The sequence below is a fragment of the Sulfuricurvum sp. genome (assembly GCF_028688295.1).
Classification (GTDB): Bacteria; Campylobacterota; Campylobacteria; order Campylobacterales; family Sulfurimonadaceae; genus Sulfuricurvum.
On record NZ_JAQTYM010000008.1, the window covers coordinates 45494 to 64067 of the forward strand.

General features: G+C 40.4%; 19 protein-coding genes. 8 read left to right on the top strand and 11 right to left on the bottom strand.

What is annotated here, in order from left to right; all coding sequences use genetic code 11:
- The first annotated feature begins 92 nt into the window (after window positions 1-92).
- Window positions 93-1355, top strand: a complete 1263-nt coding sequence (locus PHR02_RS03595) for a ComEC/Rec2 family competence protein (RefSeq protein ID WP_299989033.1) — start codon at window positions 93-95, stop codon at window positions 1353-1355.
- Here PHR02_RS03595 and PHR02_RS03600 read toward each other — a convergent pair.
- Genes PHR02_RS03600 through PHR02_RS03610 form a run of 3 tightly spaced genes read right to left on the bottom strand, consistent with a single transcriptional unit; the run spans window position 1302 to window position 4294 of the window.
- Window positions 1302-2108: a YihY family inner membrane protein gene (locus tag PHR02_RS03600; RefSeq protein WP_299989036.1), complete on the bottom strand. Its 807-nt coding sequence runs from the start codon at window positions 2106-2108 to the stop codon at window positions 1302-1304. The genes PHR02_RS03595 and PHR02_RS03600 overlap by 54 nt on opposite strands.
- 3 nt (window positions 2109-2111) lie before the next feature.
- Window positions 2112-3497, bottom strand: a complete 1386-nt coding sequence (locus PHR02_RS03605; RefSeq protein WP_299989039.1) for an FAD-linked oxidase C-terminal domain-containing protein — start codon at window positions 3495-3497, stop codon at window positions 2112-2114.
- Between the two features lie 2 nt (window positions 3498-3499).
- Window positions 3500-4294: a plasminogen-binding N-terminal domain-containing protein gene (locus PHR02_RS03610; protein WP_299989042.1), complete on the bottom strand. Its 795-nt coding sequence runs from the start codon at window positions 4292-4294 to the stop codon at window positions 3500-3502.
- 122 nt (window positions 4295-4416) lie between these two features.
- Here PHR02_RS03610 and PHR02_RS03615 point away from each other — a divergent pair, with 122 nt between their 5' ends.
- Both PHR02_RS03615 and PHR02_RS03620 read left to right on the top strand, forming a co-directional pair.
- Window positions 4417-5610, top strand: a complete 1194-nt coding sequence (locus PHR02_RS03615) for a peptidoglycan DD-metalloendopeptidase family protein (protein ID WP_299989044.1) — start codon at window positions 4417-4419, stop codon at window positions 5608-5610.
- A gap of 9 nt (window positions 5611-5619) precedes the next feature.
- Window positions 5620-6189, top strand: a complete 570-nt coding sequence (locus PHR02_RS03620) for an NUDIX hydrolase (protein ID WP_299989046.1) — start codon at window positions 5620-5622, stop codon at window positions 6187-6189.
- A 19-nt stretch (window positions 6190-6208) separates the two neighbouring features.
- Here PHR02_RS03620 and PHR02_RS03625 read toward each other — a convergent pair whose 3' ends face one another.
- Both PHR02_RS03625 and PHR02_RS03630 read right to left on the bottom strand, forming a co-directional pair.
- Entirely contained in the window at window positions 6209-8365 is a 2157-nt protein-coding gene (locus PHR02_RS03625; protein ID WP_299989049.1) for a TonB-dependent receptor, read from the bottom strand.
- A 170-nt stretch (window positions 8366-8535) separates the two neighbouring features.
- On the bottom strand, window positions 8536-9549 hold the full coding sequence (locus PHR02_RS03630; RefSeq protein ID WP_299989050.1) for an agmatine/peptidylarginine deiminase: 1014 nt from the start codon (window positions 9547-9549) through the stop codon (window positions 8536-8538).
- A 27-nt stretch (window positions 9550-9576) separates the two neighbouring features.
- On the opposite strand from PHR02_RS03630, the gene PHR02_RS03635 reads away from it, so the two are divergent.
- On the top strand, window positions 9577-10593 hold the full coding sequence (locus PHR02_RS03635) for an alanine racemase (protein WP_299989053.1): 1017 nt from the start codon (window positions 9577-9579) through the stop codon (window positions 10591-10593).
- On the opposite strand, the gene PHR02_RS03640 is transcribed toward PHR02_RS03635, so the two are convergent.
- The 5 genes from PHR02_RS03640 to ribA all read right to left on the bottom strand — a co-directional run bounded on the left by PHR02_RS03640 (window position 10590) and on the right by ribA (window position 14650).
- Complete coding sequence (locus tag PHR02_RS03640) at window positions 10590-10982, bottom strand: hypothetical protein (RefSeq protein ID WP_299989056.1); 393 nt, start codon at window positions 10980-10982, stop codon at window positions 10590-10592. The genes PHR02_RS03635 and PHR02_RS03640 overlap by 4 nt on opposite strands.
- A gap of 1 nt (window position 10983) precedes the next feature.
- Window positions 10984-11190 (bottom strand): PP0621 family protein, encoded by a 207-nt coding sequence (locus tag PHR02_RS03645; protein ID WP_299989059.1) that lies wholly within the window; start codon window positions 11188-11190, stop codon window positions 10984-10986.
- Between the two features lies 1 nt (window position 11191).
- Window positions 11192-11770, bottom strand: coding sequence for a 16S rRNA (guanine(527)-N(7))-methyltransferase RsmG (gene rsmG, locus PHR02_RS03650; protein WP_299989061.1), 579 nt, complete (start codon window positions 11768-11770; stop codon window positions 11192-11194).
- A 64-nt stretch (window positions 11771-11834) separates the two neighbouring features.
- A complete protein-coding gene (locus PHR02_RS03655; protein ID WP_299989064.1) occupies window positions 11835-13994 on the bottom strand; it encodes an ATP-binding protein in 2160 nt (719 codons plus the stop codon).
- Window positions 13995-14062: 68 nt separating this feature from the next.
- Entirely contained in the window at window positions 14063-14650 is a 588-nt protein-coding gene (gene ribA / locus PHR02_RS03660) for a GTP cyclohydrolase II (RefSeq protein ID WP_299989068.1), read from the bottom strand.
- 75 nt (window positions 14651-14725) lie between these two features.
- Between ribA and hemB the strand changes: the two genes are divergently transcribed.
- The 3 genes from hemB to PHR02_RS03675 are packed head-to-tail and all read left to right on the top strand — an operon-like array spanning window position 14726 to window position 17858.
- A complete protein-coding gene (hemB, locus tag PHR02_RS03665) occupies window positions 14726-15691 on the top strand; it encodes a porphobilinogen synthase (protein ID WP_299989071.1) in 966 nt (321 codons plus the stop codon).
- 46 nt (window positions 15692-15737) lie between these two features.
- A complete protein-coding gene (gene argF / locus PHR02_RS03670; protein WP_299989074.1) occupies window positions 15738-16658 on the top strand; it encodes an ornithine carbamoyltransferase in 921 nt (306 codons plus the stop codon).
- A gap of 9 nt (window positions 16659-16667) precedes the next feature.
- A complete protein-coding gene (locus PHR02_RS03675; RefSeq protein WP_299989077.1) occupies window positions 16668-17858 on the top strand; it encodes a multiheme c-type cytochrome in 1191 nt (396 codons plus the stop codon).
- A 13-nt stretch (window positions 17859-17871) separates the two neighbouring features.
- Here the strand turns inward: PHR02_RS03675 and PHR02_RS03680 are convergent, their stop codons facing one another.
- Complete coding sequence (locus PHR02_RS03680; RefSeq protein WP_299989079.1) at window positions 17872-18075, bottom strand: hypothetical protein; 204 nt, start codon at window positions 18073-18075, stop codon at window positions 17872-17874.
- Window positions 18076-18389: 314 nt separating this feature from the next.
- Between PHR02_RS03680 and PHR02_RS03685 the strand changes: the two genes are divergently transcribed.
- Window positions 18390-18574: DEAD/DEAH box helicase (locus tag PHR02_RS03685; protein ID WP_299989081.1), on the top strand; the 185-nt coding region annotated here is incomplete at its 3' end.

An 18574-nucleotide genomic window follows, 5' to 3' on the forward strand; every position in this document is an offset into this window, starting at 1 on the left:
GCACAAATTGTCTATGAGAGTATCGATATGAAAAGTGCGACGATGAATTTAGATGATGAGAGTGTTGGAAATGTGTCAATGCCGATTATTTAATGTCTAAATTAGAGCGGGTCGATCTTTTTGATCGTAAAAGTGGTCTCCTCTTTTTCCTGTTTCTCCTTTTCATTGCCTCTCTTTCCCTCTCTTATGAGTATTATCAATTTACCAAACTCAAAACTTTTGACGATCCCCTAGTACGTGCCTCTGTAATTGATCAAGAGATACGTCTGATCGCAGATAAACCAAAAACCTCTATGAAACTCCGACTCGAAAACGGTTCAACACTTAGGTGTGCTATGTCACCTTATCTACGTGATCTTCGCGGACGCGAAGTATTAGTCGAGCTTCAGGTGGCAAAAGTCACTTTTTTAGATTTTCTAAAAGGGATACATACACGAGGGGTAATCACCGAAGTCTATCCAGAACTCAGTCTCAAAGAACAGTGGTATCGCCGCATCGCATCGGTGCATGAGGATCAATGGATGCGAGAGCTTTATGGTGCACTGTTTGTCGCTACTCCCATGTCACAAGAGTTTCAAACCCTGATCGGAGGGATGGGACTGAGTGCTGCGATTTCGATTAGCGGGTATCATTTTGCGATCCTCTCAGCCATTGGATTTTTTCTTTTGCGTCCGTTGTATCGTGCGGCACAGGATCGCTATTTTCCTTATCGTCACGGTAATCGTGATGTGTACATCATAATCTTAGTGTTGTTGGGATTTTATCTGTGGGCATTGGAGTTTAATCCAGCGATGGTGCGATCGTTTGGGATGATTGCTGTGGGATATTGGTTATATGATAGGGGAATTCGGATTATTTCTTTTCAAACGCTTGCGGTAACTTTAGGGATTTTATTGGCTTTTTTCCCAAAACTTTTTTTCTCGTTGGCATTTTGGTTTAGTGCATTTGGGGTACTGCTGATTTTTATTTTTATCCGCTATTTTGAACATTGGAAAAAGTGGCAAATATTTTTAGCGCTCAATGTATGGTTGTATCTCACAATGTTACCGATATCTCTCTCTATTTTTGGAACGTTTGGTTGGATTCATGCCGGATCGATAGGAATGAATATTATTTTTAATCTTTATTATCCCCTTGTTCTTGCCTTTCACACGATTGGGATTGGGGAGATATTCGACCCTTATTTGGTACGTATGTTTGAGAGTGCGGAGATTAAGAAGGTTGAAATACCGATAATTGTCGGATGGAGCAGTATCATATTGGCTCTTGGTGCAATGTGGCGTAAAGAGGCTTTTTGGCTTTTAGCTCTCTTGGGTATCGCTGTGCTGAGTAGCGCGGTTTATCAGATAGCATAGTTTCATCCCGTAGATAACGATGATCCATGAGACGTAAATCCATAAGAAGAAAAAGATAAGGGCTGAAAAAGAGCCGTACATGGTAGCGTAGGTTTTGTTGTAAAAGACGTATTGAACAAAGCTGTTTTTAGCTATCCCCCAGACAACGGCAACGATAAAAGAGCTCATGGCGGCGGCTCTAATCGAGACATCAGCATTAACGGCGATCTTATAAATGAGAAAGAAAATACTCCATAAGAGTAAGAATGGAAAAATGGAGAGGGCACTGAGTGCGAACCCACTTACATGAGTGACCAAATAAGCTTTTAGACTCATGGAGGCGATTAAAACGATTGGTGTAAGGGTAATGAGTGTCCAATAGGTTGTGATGGCATCCCAAATACCTCGTTTGGAGGTTTTAAAAATTTTACTGACGATATGTTCAAAGTTTTGGAAAAATAGCAGTGATGAGACAATCATTGTCGCAAATCCAATTACCCCAAGCTGTACGGAATTTTGAAAAAATGATTCTAAATATCCAGCCATGGCCGCAGTTTGAACCGGCATAATATTATCAAAAATAAAGATCTGAATTTTGGCGTATTGCTCTTCAAATACGGGAACATTAGCGATTAGGCTGAGTGAAATAATGAGGAGAGGGACAACGGTAAAAATGGTATAAAAGCTGAGGCTCGAAGCATAAACAGTAATTTCCCGATCAAAAAGCATCAGAAAGAAAAGACGTATATGCCTAAAAGCCGCTTTTAAATTCATCGCTTACTCAAGTCCCATTTTACTAGGATTGAGAATATTGTTTGGATCAAAAGCCCGTTTGATCGATTGGAACAGTGCCATCTCCTCAGGGGTAAATGCCATTGACATATACGGTGCTTTTGCTAACCCGATACCGTGTTCACCACTTAGTGTACCTCCAAGATCGATGGTTGCTTGAAACACTTCACGGATCGCTTCGTATCCGATTTTCACCTGTTCGGGATCTTTGCCATCCACCATGACATTGGTGTGTACATTACCATCTCCTGTATGCCCGAAGCAAGGGATATTGATGTTGTATTTTTTGGCGATCGCATAAAATCGTTCTAACAATTCTGGTAGAGCAGAGCGGGGGACCGTGACATCTTCATTGATTTTTTTAGACCCATATACAGAGAGAGATTGGCTCGCATTGCGGCGGGCAAACCACAGATCACTTGCTTCTTGTTTGTCACGTGCTATTTTGAATTCGCTACAGCCGTTTTCTTGGAATACTTTTTGGATGAGAGAGAGTTGGAAGTCGAGGTCTTCTTCGAGATTGCCATCAACATCGGTAACGAGAATCGCTCCAGCTTCAATCGGAAGACCTTTTTTATAAACTTGTTCTACTGAGCGGATGGTGAGATTGTCTAAAAATTCCATCGCAACAGGAGTGACGCCGCTTGCCATTGTTTTATAGACTGCCTCCATAGCCGCATTTACAGTGGGGAAAATCCCCATTGCTGTTTTGGTCATTTTTGGTTTTGAGAGGAGTTTGAGCGTCACTTCAGTCGTAACGGCGAGCGTCCCTTCAGAAGCGATCAAAATTCCCGCGATGTTATATCCTGCGACATCTTTAATCGTCCGTTTTCCTGCTTTTATGATGTCACCGTTAGGGAGAACCGCACGGATTGCCATAACGTAGTCTTTGGTAATGCCATATTTTGCGGCTCGCATTCCACCTGCATTTTCATTGACGTTTCCGCCGATGGTGGAGTACTCTTGGCTCGCCGGATCAGGTGGATAGAAAAGTCCAACTTCTTCAACCGCACGTTGGAGCTCCATGTTGACAACACCCGGTTGAACAATTGCTACCATGTTTTGCATGTCGATTTCAAGAATTTTGTTCATATGTTTTTCAAACGCTAAAACAATACCGCCTGATGAGGGGAGAGCTCCTCCGGTAAATCCACTGCCCGCTCCGCGCGGAACGATGACAATACGGTGTTCATTGCAGTAACGGAGAATATCACTTACATCGTTTTCGTGGCGGGGGAAAAGTACCGCTTCGGGCTCAAATTTTTCGCGTGTAGCATCATAACTGTAGGCAATGAGGTGCGCTTTATCACTGTAAACATTCTCTTTGCCGAGTAAATTCGTAAAAAAATCAATGGCACTGGCAGCGAGCATCGTTATTCCTTCAGATCAAAATAGCGCAATAGTGCGCTTTTATCACTAAATTTTGCTTTGTAGAGCTCATATAATTCTTTATTTTTTGAATTATTTAAAGCAATTTGTTCAAGATAATAAGGCTCATATCCATCCAAACGTGAACTTCCTTCTCCCCACCAAGCCGCGCGAATGGTTGGAATACGGGTGTAAAATGGGGTTTGTTCCGTAGTTGTCTTTTGCACAGAGGGAGTGCTTTGTAAGAGGGCAAAGCTTTTGCAATCAAGAGTAAAGAGGGTTTGTGCACTTTGAATGTAGAGCAATCCAACCGAATTTGCGGTGCAATAGCGGTGGAAATCCTCTTTTAAAGGGGTAGGGTGCCCTTCGTATGATAGATAGGTAGCGTAGTTGTCCGGATGAATCCATTCAATATTAGGAATACTTTTGCTGATTGCATCATAAGTATCTTCATTCGGGGTGATGAGAAGAGCACGCTCATAATCGTGAGCCAACACAGCAATATCAGATGCTTTTGCCTTCCAATTTCCACTTGGAAGAGAGTTTTGGCGAAGTCCGTCGTATTCACTCAATGTTAAAATGGCACGCCCGTTGGATGGATTTACTTGTTCAACTCTAGCATTCGCGATAATGGTGCTGTGAGTCGCGTCAAATTGTCGAACGATAAATCCACTCATCCCTTCACGCAGGTTTTCAGCGGTAATGGTTGCACGAGATTCTTGAACGTCGAGCAAGGGTGAAGTGATCGATGCAGCGTTTAAAACGCCGTATACGAGAAAAGTAGTGAGCCAGATGCGCATCATGGTAACCTTTTAGTAAAGTAATTAAGGATGATTATAGCTTATCACATCTTTGTAAATGGAATTTTTGCTATTATTTAATTCTTTTTTGCTTGTTAAGCGTATTTTGATCAAGGGTGAGAATGGGCCGTTTTTTTGTATTATTGTTATTGCCTATTCTCCTTTTTGGCGGTTCGGTTAAACCTTTTAAGTGGAAAGACGGTGAAAGTTTTCTCTCCTTCTTGGAGCGAAAAAAACTCCCCCTTTCGGTTTACTATAACCTTGATAAGGAAGATCAAAAACTCACCGAAGATATCCCCTACAGCGCAAATTGTCAAATGATTTTGGATAACAAAAATTTTATTCGCCAAATTTTGATTCCGGTGAATGATGAATTACAGTTGCAAATTTATCTCACTCCTAAAAAACGGTATGAAATGAAGGTGACTCCGGTCGTGAGTGAAGAGTATACAGAAACCCTCTACGTTCCGATCCAAACCCTCCCCTATAATGATATTTTAAAAACAACAGGGTCCAAAAATCTTGCTTCCATTTTTGTAAAAATGTTCAAAGGAAAAGTTGATTTTCGGCGTGGATTACAACCGGGTGCTCCTATTATTATTGTATATACCCAAAAATATCGCCTTGGAAAACCATTTTCCATGCCTGAAGTACACGGGGCAATGGTTGAAGTAAATGGAAAAAAAATCTCGGTTTATCGTCATTCTGATGGACGTTTTTATGATGAAAAAGGGGGACAATACGAGAAGTTTTTGTTTAAACTCCCCATGAAAAATCCACGTATTACCTCACGATTTACAAAAAGCCGTTATCACCCGGTTCTAAAGCGTTACCGGGCTCATTTAGGGGTTGATTTTGGGGCTCGTCCCGGAACCCCTATTTTATCGACAGGAGAGGGAAAGGTTAGTTTTGTAGGCTATTCTTCTGGGTACGGTAAGACGATTAAAATACGTCACAGTAATGGATTGATCAGTCTCTATGCCCATCAAAAATCATTTAAAAAAGGTATCCGATCAGGGGTAAGAGTGAAACAAGGTGAGATTATAGGCTATGTTGGCTCTAGCGGTCTCTCGTCAGGTCCTCATCTTCATTTTGGGGTGTATCGAGGGAGTAATGCAATTGATCCTTTGGGTGTGATGAAGAAAAAAACTGAAGGGTTCAGTGGAAAAGAACGCAAGGTATTTCTGGCAATTCGTGATAAAATGGACAGAAGATTTAAAGAAGCATTGAAAAATAAGCCGACGCGAAAACCGTATTTTGATTTTCATGAAACCTATTATGTAGACAGTGAGACCTTTAAAGTAAAACCTTTCTAAGAAGTAGATATGATCAAAAACGTCACAATTGTAGCGTGTGAAAACTCTGATTTTGTGAAGCCTAAACGGATGAAATATTTCCAAAACGGTGTACAAAAACTCTGGGATATGGTAGAAGTACACGACAGTGTAGCGATTCTCTTGTATCACGAAAATCATGATACGTTTGTCGTGGTAAAACAGTTTCGCCCCCCTGTCTATCTTAAAAACGGTGATGGCTATACGTATGAGCTTTGTGCCGGCATTGTCGATAAAGATAAATCGCTTATCGAGATTGCACATGAAGAGATTTTGGAAGAGTGTGGATATCATGTTCCCTTGGAGAAGATTGAGCGAGTGACTTCATTTTACACGGCGGTTGGATTTGCAGGATCGGTACAGACGCTATATATGGCACGTGTCAATGAAGCTATGAGGGTGAGTGATGGCGGCGGTGTGGATGTGGAGATGATCGAAGTTGTTGAGATCGCTGTGGTTGAAGCTAAAAAGTTTGTGATGGATGAGACCAAAGCCAAAACACCAGGGTTGATGTTCGGCTTCGGATGGTTTTTGGAGAATGAAGAGTTGACGAAACATTGATGCCCCGAAGGGCATGGGATTAGAATTTGTAAGTAAGTGCAGCGTTAAATGAACGCCCCATCCCTTGTAAAGGGATATAACTTCCTTTAGTAGGATTGGCAACGACATCTACTCCTCCAAGTGGGAGAGCATATGCATGGTCAAAAAGATTGGTAATTGAAAAATCCATATTGAATTGTTTTGACCAAGTATAGCCTGTTCTCAAATCAACTAAGGCATATCCTGGTGTTAACGGCTCTTTTCGGAGTGTATCAACGGATTCTTTGTCATCGACGCTTTCGATATCGATTCCGTTACTCCATGCACCGGAAACACGATCCAATGATACTTTGGCATGAAGTGGCATCATATGATAGAGCGATCCGCCATTATCACGGAACCCGCGTGTATAGCTGAGTGTTCCTTTGAGTGTCCCTTTACCGTTATCGCTGTTATCCCATAGTGTTGTGTATCCTGATAGATCAGCACCAAAGAGATGCGCATCTGTATTAACAAATTTCAAAAGTCTAATACCAGTATATCCACCTGCTGTAGCTGTCCCGATGACACTAACATCAATGTAATCTTTTACTTTTGTATAGTATGGAGTTAGTTTTAATCCCCACTCTTTTTCAGCTTCATCATGCAAAGAGATAGTGGTACTGATGGTATTGGCAACTTCTGGATTTAGATCGAGATTACCAACATAGCCATTTCCGTCACCAAACCAGTTGATCATCGCCATATCCATAGCAATCGGTCCACTGACTAATGGATTAGAACCATATCCTCCTGCCCATGAATAACGTTCATAGATATTAGGTGAACGAGTTTTACGTGCAAAACCGAGTTCTATATCAGTAGTATTACTGTATTCATATTTTGTCGTAGCAGTAAGATCATAATTGTTATCGGTCTTTTTATGATCAAGGGCATTAAAAGTATTGGCATCAACTGAATCATTCGCCATGGCATTGGTTGCAAAATTATATCCGACAACATCTCCCGTATTCATACTAACTCTATCATAACGTACACCGATAACAGATGATAGTTTCTCACCCCATTGAGAATGGGCTTCGGCAAAAAGTCCGATACGATCACGTTGCCCATCGTTAATGTTCCAGAATGTATTTGGTCCCATACCGCCAACAGTTGTTGTGACGGGTGGCCACCAATCATTGAGACGATATCGGTCGTAATCAGCACCGAATTTGAATGTTTGGGTTTGGCTATAAGGAAGGGTTGCTTTAAGGTTGAAACCACTTTCCTCCGCTTCAGTATACATTGGCATCCCTAATGGCATTGCAGGATTAAATGCTTGTCGCTCACCCCATATTTTATTCATATAATGATCAGTATCTTGACGAAATACATTGGCATCGATTAATAGAGCTCCAAATTTTCCTTTATAGCTGAGATTTCCTGAAGTAGATTCATTGCCTAGCATATCCATGTATTCATTTGGAAAACCGATGTAGTCAACGTTAGTTTTTGTCAGTTTAAGAGAAACAACATCATCGGAATTTATTTTATAGGCGATGGTTGCTGCATGATTTTGTTGTTGATAGAGAGTGTCTTTGACGATAGCACCATTACCATTTTTATAGCTTCTGGCTTTTTCGGCATATCCTGAATAATTTACACTAACTTTATCATTAGCGGCAGTTGCACTGACAGACGCACCGCGTGCTTTATTATTACTATGGTAAAAACTAGATATGTCACCGCTAATAAGAGCTTCTCCACTTTTAGCAGCAAACATAGGGTCTTTAGATTTTATAGCGATAGTTCCACCGATACTGTCTCCACCTTCACTAACCGGTGTGATTCCGGCCATAACATTAATTGCTTCGATTTTAGAAGTATCGATATACGAGAGAGCTGGATTCATGTGGTTTGGACAAGCTGAAGTAATTGTCATACCATCGATATCGATTTTAACGCGGTCGTCTGCCATACCGTGAATCACAGGAAGAGATGCACGACTTCCCATGTTATAAATACTGACACCAGGAATATCCGTAAGAATTTCAGCTACGTCACCTGTCATAGTTTTAGATTTGGATGTTGTAAGTTCTTTGGATGCAATATCAAATTTCGTTGTATCAGCTTCAACAGTGATTTTTTGAATTGCGATAGGTTCAGTGGCAAGCGCAGCAATGGCAGCCATTGATAGGAGGGTTATTTTTTTCATCTACATTCCTTAAATGTTACAATAGTGTTAACAGGAATTGTAGATGGAAAGTGTTACATTAGTGTTAAGTCGTTATACTTTTACCCATGAAATTGAATCTAAAACAAGTACTTTTAACCCTTATTTTACTAGCTGGATCGGGCTATTTTCTCTACATGGGATTTTCCCTTTTATTCCACCCGTAATCCTACTTCTTCGGGAAACTGCATCGTAACACAGTGGAGTGATCCGTGTTGACGGATGAGAACGGAACACTCTATTGGGATGATATCGCGTCCTCTAAAGGCATCTTCACAGATGGCAATAGCTTCTGCATCGTGAGGATCGTTATAGATCGGTAATAAAACAGCATCATTGATGATTAAAAAGTTGGCGTAGGTTGCGGGTAAGCGCTCATCATCATAGAAAATGGGATTTGTCATCGGCAGTGCGATAAGATTAAACGCTTCTCCGTCGATATCACGCAATGCCTTTAGCTCATCTTCCATTTTTTTCAATGCATCGTAATGCTCATCATCTTTATCGTCACATTTGACATACATGATGGTATCCGTATCGATGAAACGAGCGAGGGTATCTATGTGGCTGTCAGTATCATCCCCAGAGAGATAACCGTGATTCAGCCAGAGAATTTGTTCCACACCAAACTCTTTTTTGAGGATATTTTCGGTTTGCGTTTTGGTTAAATGAGGATTGCGGTTAAGGTTCAACAGACATTCGGCTGTGGTTAGTAGTGAACCATTAGCATTGGACTCTACTCCACCACCTTCTAAAATAAGATCAATTTTTTTCATTGGTGCGCCATAGATGCTAGCGATAGAACTGCTCATAGCATTATCACGAGTGGCATCAAACTTTCCACCCCATCCGGTGAAGGTAAAGTCAAGTAGCAAAGGTTCATCTTCATCCTCGTCGATGACACTCAAGGCACTGCAATCACGCGCCCATGTGTCATCACTTTGATAGGCTACGAAAATCAGATTTTCGTGAGAGCTAAAATAGCTTTTGACGAGTTCACTATCATCACACACAATAAGACAAGGTTGATAGCGGGAAATGGCATTAGCGATGTTGACAAAACATGCTCGCGCCTCTTCTAGATAGGGCGCCCAATCACTTTGGGGATGGGGAAAAATGAGTTGAACAAAACTTTGAGGTTCAAATTCGGCGGGGAAATAACGCATTAATTATCCTTGGAATATAATACCCTTATGGGAACTATTAAATTGAGCCGTGAGGCACTGATTCATAATTTTGACATTATCGCACACCAAGTCGGTGGAAAAGATAAAATCGCAGTCGTCTTAAAAGATAATGCGTATGGTCATGGTGCCGTGATGATAGCACACTCAGCAGCACAATACGGTATCAAACAAGCAGTGGTTAGATTAGAGCGCGAAGCGGATGAGGTTGCCGAGTTTTTTGATAATGTTCTTATTTTAGGCGATTATCCTACGAAATTAAATCCTACCTACAGTTATGTGATCAATTCAATCGAAGCGATTGAGAGGTTTGCAAGAGGAAGTCGGGTTGAGTTAAAAATTGATACCGGAATGCATCGTAACGGTATTGTACTCAGCGAACTGGAAGAGGCATTTAAACGTATCAATCAAGCCGGTTTGGTATGTGTTGGGGTTATGAGTCACTTACGCGCTTCCGATACTCTGAGCAGCGAATGGTTTTGGCAGCGTCGAAATTTTGATGAGATTAAAGCTAAGGCATCGGTACTGGCACAATCGTATGGATGGAGACTTCGGTTTCATCTCTCGAACTCAGGAGGGGCATTTCGCTCATCGGCATGTGAAGATGATATCGTTCGCGTCGGGATAGCGTTGTATGGATGTTTAGAAATGGAGCACACTCTCCCTCAACCGGATTTGAAACCGGTTCTTTCATTGTGGGGTGATCGTGTAGCAACCCGTGCGCTCAAAAAAGGTGAGAGAGTTGGATATAACGGTATTTATGAAGCAATAAGCGATGAGGTGGTATCGACGTATGATTTAGGGTATGCAAACGGGTTAGACCGACTTGCATCTAACCGTTATACGACTCCTGAGGGGATTGCACTTCGAGGACGTATTTCTATGGATAATGCCGCTTTCGCCACTGATAAAGATGAATTGTTAATTTTTAATAACGCTAATGATTATGCGCGTTCCGTTGGAACAATTGGCTATGAGATTTTAGCTTGTCTTGATAAAGATTTAAAACGAGAATGGGTAAATTAAGAATTTACCTTAATAATAGTATCCGCAAAAATGGCTCCATCTAACCGCATGTCAATCAAATTCTCCAAATCATTCATCTCTTCGATGTATCCCAAAACTTTTGCATCAAAGAGATAATGTTCGGCTACTTTTTGGATAGCTTCACCGTATTTAGGGAGAACAATCAGATACGATGCCCCTAAATTCTCTCCGATAACGGCATCGGTTATGGTTTCAATATGAAGTGCAAAACGGACACTGTTGAGCCGGAGATGTTCAATGATATCAAGATTTTGAGGGGTAAAGAAAAGGCTAACGACTGAATTAGCCGGAGTATGCGCAATAGCTTCGATAGCATCAATATGATAAAGTGGTTCAGTTGGAATATAGGGGTGACCGAATAACAGCATGTTAGGCCTCCAAACATTCATGGCAACAATAGTATTTACCATCGCGCATTAGTGATTCTTTTGCTGACACATAAGTACTACATTTAGCACATGGGATCATTGCCTCTTCTTGAGAATTATCCGAAGATGGCGGTTTGAGATTTTTTTTCTTAAAAAAGAGAAAATAAACACCAACAACGACACCGATTAATAATAATATCTTTAACATATCATCTCTTTATAAGCAGATAGTGGCGGTTTTGCGCTTCAATAATTTGGTAATCCAGCGATTTATCAATTTCATCATACACTTTTTCCCCTTTATAAAAGAGCAACAGTGTCCCTTTAGTACAAAAAGGTTCTGAGAGTTTGAGAAGCATCGTCGTATCGGTAACGGCACGAGAGGTGATTAAATCATACGGTTCACTCGGTAGCTGTTCAGCTCTCAGGGCTTTAACTTCAACATTATTCAATCCCAAATCGGCTTTTACAAATTGTAAAAAACTGGCACGTTTACTAAGTGGCTCAACGAGGGTAAAATGGGTTTGCGGTAATGCGAGAGCCAAAATCATCCCTGGAAATCCTGCTCCGGTACCGATATCCATCACTTTTGTAAGGGGTGGTAAAAAGGTGAGGGGAGTGATGGCATCGACGATGAATTCATCGATTTGATGAAGTGTTTTAGCTCCCGTTAAATTATGAACTTTATTCCATTTTTCAAGCAGAGTTTTATAGTGTTCAATTTTCTCGAAAAAATCTTCAGGAACGTTGATGTCGCGCGCATTGATGAGTGTTTTTAAGGATTTCAAAGAAGTTTTCCATCTTATTTATATGATTTGGTGGTGTAAACGAAAAAGTCTATTTTAGCGTAACTTAAGCGATATCAAGAAAGGCACTCGGACTTTTCGTATGGTTACGTGATTTTTCAAAAGCATAATAGAGGGTTGTATAAAAGGTATTGACATCGATCGGTTTTGCAATATGGCCGTTCATCCCTGCGTTGCTAATATTTTGAATATCACTTTCGAGTGTATTTCCGGTGACGGCGATAATAGGGATAAGATCTTTATCGGGGTCTTGACGTATGTGACGTGAGGCTTCAAAACCATCCATGATGGGCATTTGAATATCCATCAAAATAACGCTAATGTCTGAATTTGTTTCAACAATATCTACGGCTTCTTTTCCGGTTACTGCTGGAATGATTTTGATTTCGGTTCCGGCCAAAAGACCATTGATAATGGAGCGGTTGATCTCATTGTCTTCGGCGAGTAAAAGGGTTTCACCACTAAATTTTTTGAGGCTCTCTTTGAGTTTTTTCGTATTATTTTGGTGTTTACCGCTTTGATCCATATAGCCATAAATCGAGAGAATAGTATTGAAAATATCGAGTTGGTTATACGGTTTCGAGAGGATAAAACCACCTCGTTTCTTGATATCTTCGCCCATCCAGACTAACTTTAACTGATCATCTTTGATTCTGCTTTGGAGTTCTCTTTTGAATTCTCCGCACAAGGAGATCTTTGTATCGATAAACACAATGTCAAAACTGTATTTTCTAAAAAGAGCAACGGCATCAAGTGAATCAATGACTGCTTTGACTTCATAATGGAAATATTCCAATCCCCGTTGTAAAACAGCTGCATTGTCTTGGTTCTCATCTAGGACTAATGCATTTTTAGACATTAATTCGGTTGTCGGAAGGCGGTAGTGCCGTTTCTCAAAATCAAAATCAGAATGGAGCTTGATATCAAACGAGAAGCTGCTTCCCTCATTCGGTACGCTGTGAACTTGAATCGTCCCGCCCATCAGCGATACTAAGTTTTTACAAATAGCGAGTCCTAAACCTGTCCCGCCGTATTTTCTGGCAATGGAATCATCAGCTTGAGAATAAGATTGGAAAAGACGGGAAATTTGTTCTTGATCCATTCCGATACCGGTATCGATAACTTCGAAATGAATTTTGAGGTTCAACCTGCTGATTTGTTGCCCTCGAGCTCTGAGAATAACACTTCCTTGATCGGTAAACTTAATCGCATTGTTAAGCAAATTAACGAGTACCTGCAAGAGACGTAAAGGATCTCCGATTAACTTATTAGGAACACTTCGATCGATGTCAAAAATGAGTTCAACTTGTTTCTCATTGGCTTTATGGGAAACAATATTGGAAATATCATCTAGAAGAGCATTTAAATCGTACGGTATTTGTTCAATCGTTACTTTTCCGGCTTCAATTTTAGAATGATCCAAAATATCGTTGATAAGGTTTAAAAGCAAAGCGGCAGAGTCTTTAATTTTTGAGATTTGAGAACGTTGAGTAACCGTGAGTCTAGATTCAAGAACGAGATGACTTATTCCCATCACAGCATTAATCGGAGCCCTGATTTCGTGACTCATCATCGCGATAAAATCATTTTTCGCTTGAATAGAGTCTTGAATCAACTCTTTTTCGTCAAAAAGTTCCTGATACTGTTTTGTAAGTGTTTTATGGGTACGTTCACGCCAAAGGATAAAGATAAGAGTACTTAATAAACCCAAAATTAAGCTCAATGTGACGTATGAGATTATGCTTTCCTCCTCAGAAACTTGCTGTTGCGATGAAGTAGTGGTGAGTGGAGATATTTCTACTGGAGAAGTTTGTAATGTTTTTTCTGATTTTTCGACAACTACCTGTTTTTCACTCAAAGTTTTACGGTGTATTGCCATAAGATACTGAATATCATCGGCAATTCCTTGAGATACAAATGCTTTTGGATGTTCGGAACGGATTTTACTAACGAATATTTCTGCATCATGTCGGTTTGCGAAGGGTTCCGCTGTAATAATATAACGTCCACCTGATTTACGAAAATGGATGAGAAAATTTTCATTATAGGAGTTTTGCGAGATAAAGGATGAAGCATTTAAGCGATAGTTTTCATACGTTTTGCGGGCTTCACCTTTTGTCGAAAGCTCTTGTAATACTACTTTATAGTTGTTACTTAGAGCAAAAAGGGATAACGAAAGGATAAAAAGTAAAAATAGTAAGCGCATATTCCCTCAATTTTCATTCAATATTAATGGATTCTAACTTAAAAAAGTGGAATAAACGTTTAAGAGCACTAAATAATGTGTCCCATCTGCTCTTTTTTAACCCTTAAATAACCTTCGTTATGAGGATTAGGATCGATAATGACGGGAACCCGTTCTGTTATTTCAATATTTAGTCCTTCTACTACATCAACTTTTGCAGGATTATTCGTCAAAAGACGAATTTTTGTAAGATGAAAATCGTTGAATATCTCTTTAATTACATCATAAGTACGCTGATCGGGTTGAAAACCAAGTTCGATATTAGCTTCAATCGTATTGCGTCCCTGATCTTGGAGGCAGTAAGCATTGATTTTATTGAGCAAGCCGATATTACGCCCTTCTTGACGATGGTATATTAACAATCCACCTTCTGCGGCTATCAGCTTTAGTGCTTTGTGTAACTGATTGTTACAGTCGCATTTGATACTTCCGAGGGTATCACCGGTAAGACACTCGGAATGGATACGTACCAACGGAGATTCTTGCTGTTCAAAATTCTCAGTAAAAATAGCGAGATGTTCTTGATGCCCTTCTTTATAGGCACGGATCTTAAAATTGCCATATTTGCTAGGCATGTTGGCAATAGCGGATTTTTCAAAATGGATTTCTGTATTCATGTGGCAATTATAATTTTCTTTTCTTAATCTAACACTTGCTACACTTGCTCTTAATATTTATATTGGAGCAATTTCATGGAGCGTTTTCGCCGTACTCGTCTTAATTCACATTTGCGTTCTTTAGTTCGTGAGACACATGTGAGTGTGAATGATTTTATCTATCCTCTGTTTGTGAGACCGGGAGAGGGGATTAAAACCGAAGTCTCCTCAATGCCAGGTGTATATCAGATGAGTTTGGATGAAATTCTAAAAGAGTGTGAACTGTTACAAAAATTAGGGATTAATTCGATTATTCTTTTCGGTATCCCCGAAGTAAAAGATTCGGTGGGCTCTGATGCTTTGTGTGATCACGGGATTATTGCAACAGCGGTTCGTGCAATCAAACGCGCATTTCCGAAAATGTTTGTGGTTACCGATTTGTGTTTTTGTGAATATACTGATCACGGACATTGTGGTATTCTCGATCATGTTCATGAAACGGTGGATAATGATTTGACCTTGGGGATCTCGGCGCAGCAAGCTCTTGTTCATGCACGTGCAGGGGTTGATATGATTGCACCCTCTGGGATGATGGATGGGATTATTACGACATTACGTGATGCACTCGATGGTGGCGGATACGTAAATCTCCCTATTATGAGCTATTCGACTAAATTCGCAAGCGGCTATTATGGTCCATTTCGCGATGTCGCTGAATCGGTTCCGAGTTTCGGTGACCGCTCAACGTATCAAATGGATCCGGCAAATCGCCGTGAAGCGATCCGTGAAAGCCTTGTCGATGAAGCACAAGGTGCTGATATCCTCATGGTAAAACCAGCGCTTGCTTATCTGGATATTATCCGTGATATCCGTGAAGCCACATCTTTACCGTTAGCGGTCTATAATGTGAGCGGTGAATATGCGATGCTTAAACATGCTGGTGCGGCGGGGCTCATCGATTATAACCGTGTTATGATGGAGACAATGATTGGCTTTAAACGTGCCGGTGCCGATATTATCATCAGCTATCATACTAAAGAAGTAGCACAAATTTTGAACTAATGAAATTTTTTTATGATATGATTGTTTTTTGTATCGAAGGAAGACCGTGAGACACTTTTTAACATTAAAAGATTACACTAAAGAAGAGATATTAGAGATCTTGGAAATTGGTTTAGAGATTAAAAAAGAGATCAAATCTAAAACGTTTAAGCCACGTTTGGCGAATCAGACTTTGGCGATGATTTTCGAAAAAAGTTCAACTCGCACCCGTGTCAGTTTTGAGGTTGGGATGTACCAACTTGGTGGGCACGCTTTGTTTCTCTCCAACCGAGATATCCATTTAGGACGCGGTGAACCGGTTAAAGATACGGCGCGCGTTATCTCCTCGATGTGTGATATGGTTATGATTCGCACCTATGAGCAATCGATGCTCGAAGAGTTTGCCTGCTACTCTCAAGTTCCGGTGATTAACGGCCTTAGTGATAGCTACCATCCAGTACAACTATTGGCTGATTTCATGACGATGATGGAGTGTGGTAAAGATAAAAATCCTATTGTCGCTTATATCGGTGATGGGAATAATATGACCCATTCATGGTTAATGCTCGCCGCTAAGCTTGGATTTGAACTTCGTATCGCTACCCCAAAAGGGTATGAATGTGATCCTGTGGTGATCGCTGATGCACACGCTTTTGCTGAGCAGAGCGGTGCAAAAATTACGATCACGAATGATCCAAAAGTTGCAGTTGCAGGGGCGAGTGTTGTTACAACCGATACGTGGATTTCGATGGGGCAAGAAGAAGAAAAATCACAACGTATTCGTGCATTTGAGGGTTATATTGTTGATGAAGCTCTTATGGGACTTGCTACAGAAGATGCCATCTTTTTGCACTGCCTTCCTGCCTATCGTGGTGTTGAAGTGAGCGAAGCAGTCTTAGACGGCAAACAGAGTCTTATTTTTGAAGAGGCTGAAAACCGTCTTCACGCGCAAAAAGGGTTAATGGTTTGGTTAGATAAACATCGTTAAGGAGAAGGTATGCACTCAGTATGGTTATTGGCAGTTTTGTGTTTAACACTTTATTCGGCAGAAGCGGTAAAAGTGGGTGATAAGTTTAAAGACTCGGGTAAATGCAAGGCATGTCATAGCCATATCGTAAAGCAGTGGGAGAACTCATGGCACGCAAAATCTCATTATGGGAACGATGAATATTTTCAAAAAACAATTGACTATGTAGCGCGAAAAGATAACCGAAAATCGCTCAATACAGTTAAAATTGAATGTGCTACTTGTCATAATCCACGCATAGCCGTTACATCCACAAGTGATGAATATGAAGCGATAGCATCATTACAGCTTGATAAAGATTCTGCTGCTACTAAAGCGCTTCAAAGTGATACGATTTCTGAGGGGATCAACTGTGTTGTTTGTCATAATATCGATCAAATTCATGACAACTTACCTGAAAATAAACGCGGTATCGATCGTGTTACTTGGATGAAAAGCGGTACGATGACAGGTCCGTATTCAGATGCAAAATCTCCATACCACAGAGTGGAACAACGTCCGTTTATGGACAATAATCCAAACCAACTTTGTTTTGTTTGTCATGCCAATGATACCTCTAGTGAAGAGCACCGATTTACTGATATGAAATCTGAATTTAATGCTGATGGAAAACAGTGTGTTGACTGTCATATGGGTGCACGCAAAATGGGGGTTGCCTCTACCTTACCAGGAAGCAGTGGTAAACCAACGAAACGGCTTATTCGTGAACATGGATTTATTGGTGCTCATACAGAGGGGATGTGGAAAGATGCGTTACAGGTAAAAGCTCGAAAAGGTGCTAAAGGCTTGGAGGTAACCCTTATTAATCCACAACCTCATGCACTTCCAAGTGGGTTTGGTTCACGCGAAATTGTGATTGATGCTCAGTTTTTGAGTGCTGGAAAAGTGGTTAAAAATGAAAGCCTGTCGCTTACTTCTCATTACCTCAATAAACGTGGCAAACCAACCATCCCTCATCTTTCGGCTAAAACAGTAACTAATCTTTCGATTCCCGCAAATGCCAGTAAAACATTTACACTCCCTTTAGCTATTGGAGCTGAGAATGTTGATATTAAGGTTTCTTACCGATTAGTGAATGATGAAGTTAGGGAGATGTTAGAATTAAAAGACCCGATTTGGTCAAAAAAGATGATGATTAAAAAGTTAAATCTCAAGTTATAAGGGGTAATACCCCTTAATTCATTTCTACTTTAATAATGAGGTCATTGCCTTCTTCTACAATAGAGAAATTGTGTTTTTGGCAAAAAGTTTCATTCATCTCAGCTGCCCACTCTTGCGCTTCAACCATAGCATCGTCTTTATTTTCAAACGTTTTAAGACTTTCCATACCGCTTCGTTTAAAACAGCCGCACTCTTTTTCCATTTTTACTGTGAACATTATTGACTCCAATTAGGTATAGATTTTTGGAAGTATAGTTTTAAAAGATTAAAAAAATCAGACAAAATAGAGACGATTTGAAACTAAAGCTTATCTTTATCTTTTGCTAACGTATAACTATCAGTGTAATTTATAAATTATTCAGCTATAATTCCATTTGAATTTTGGGTACCTTCTAAAGAGATTATTGGATCTTTTTAAAAGGTGCCCTCGCGGATGAGAATCCAACTTATCCAAAATTTCTCTCCCCATGAGTGGGCAAGCGTAACTGGCCGGAAATAGGTTTTCTGGTGGCGTATATACAAAGGTAAATTATGAACGTAATAGAAGAAGCAATCACAGACGAAAACTTGGTAACATTTGAATCTTTTGGTCTTAGAAAAGAGATCATGCAAAGTATCAATCATGCCGGTTTTAAAACACCAAGCCCGATTCAACAAATGGTTATCCCCGTTATTATGGAAGGACGTGACGTTGTAGGACAAGCCCATACCGGTAC

Excerpts from the sequence above, each read along its gene's own strand:
- PHR02_RS03595 (WP_299989033.1), top strand. The coding sequence starts at position 93 with ATGTCTAAATTAGAGCGGGTCGATCTTTTTGATCGTAAAAGTGGTCTC.
- PHR02_RS03600 (WP_299989036.1), bottom strand. The coding sequence starts at position 2,108 with ATGAATTTAAAAGCGGCTTTTAGGCATATACGTCTTTTCTTTCTGATG.
- PHR02_RS03605 (WP_299989039.1), bottom strand. The coding sequence starts at position 3,497 with ATGCTCGCTGCCAGTGCCATTGATTTTTTTACGAATTTACTCGGCAAA.
- PHR02_RS03610 (WP_299989042.1), bottom strand. The coding sequence starts at position 4,294 with ATGCGCATCTGGCTCACTACTTTTCTCGTATACGGCGTTTTAAACGCT.
- PHR02_RS03615 (WP_299989044.1), top strand. The coding sequence starts at position 4,417 with ATGGGCCGTTTTTTTGTATTATTGTTATTGCCTATTCTCCTTTTTGGC.
- PHR02_RS03620 (WP_299989046.1), top strand. The coding sequence starts at position 5,620 with ATGATCAAAAACGTCACAATTGTAGCGTGTGAAAACTCTGATTTTGTG.
- PHR02_RS03625 (WP_299989049.1), bottom strand. The coding sequence starts at position 8,365 with ATGAAAAAAATAACCCTCCTATCAATGGCTGCCATTGCTGCGCTTGCC.
- PHR02_RS03630 (WP_299989050.1), bottom strand. The coding sequence starts at position 9,549 with ATGCGTTATTTCCCCGCCGAATTTGAACCTCAAAGTTTTGTTCAACTC.
- PHR02_RS03635 (WP_299989053.1), top strand. The coding sequence starts at position 9,577 with ATGGGAACTATTAAATTGAGCCGTGAGGCACTGATTCATAATTTTGAC.
- PHR02_RS03640 (WP_299989056.1), bottom strand. The coding sequence starts at position 10,982 with ATGCTGTTATTCGGTCACCCCTATATTCCAACTGAACCACTTTATCAT.
- PHR02_RS03645 (WP_299989059.1), bottom strand. The coding sequence starts at position 11,190 with ATGTTAAAGATATTATTATTAATCGGTGTCGTTGTTGGTGTTTATTTT.
- PHR02_RS03655 (WP_299989064.1), bottom strand. The coding sequence starts at position 13,994 with ATGCGCTTACTATTTTTACTTTTTATCCTTTCGTTATCCCTTTTTGCT.
- ribA (WP_299989068.1), bottom strand. The coding sequence starts at position 14,650 with ATGAATACAGAAATCCATTTTGAAAAATCCGCTATTGCCAACATGCCT.
- hemB (WP_299989071.1), top strand. The coding sequence starts at position 14,726 with ATGGAGCGTTTTCGCCGTACTCGTCTTAATTCACATTTGCGTTCTTTA.
- PHR02_RS03675 (WP_299989077.1), top strand. The coding sequence starts at position 16,668 with ATGCACTCAGTATGGTTATTGGCAGTTTTGTGTTTAACACTTTATTCG.
- PHR02_RS03680 (WP_299989079.1), bottom strand. The coding sequence starts at position 18,075 with ATGTTCACAGTAAAAATGGAAAAAGAGTGCGGCTGTTTTAAACGAAGC.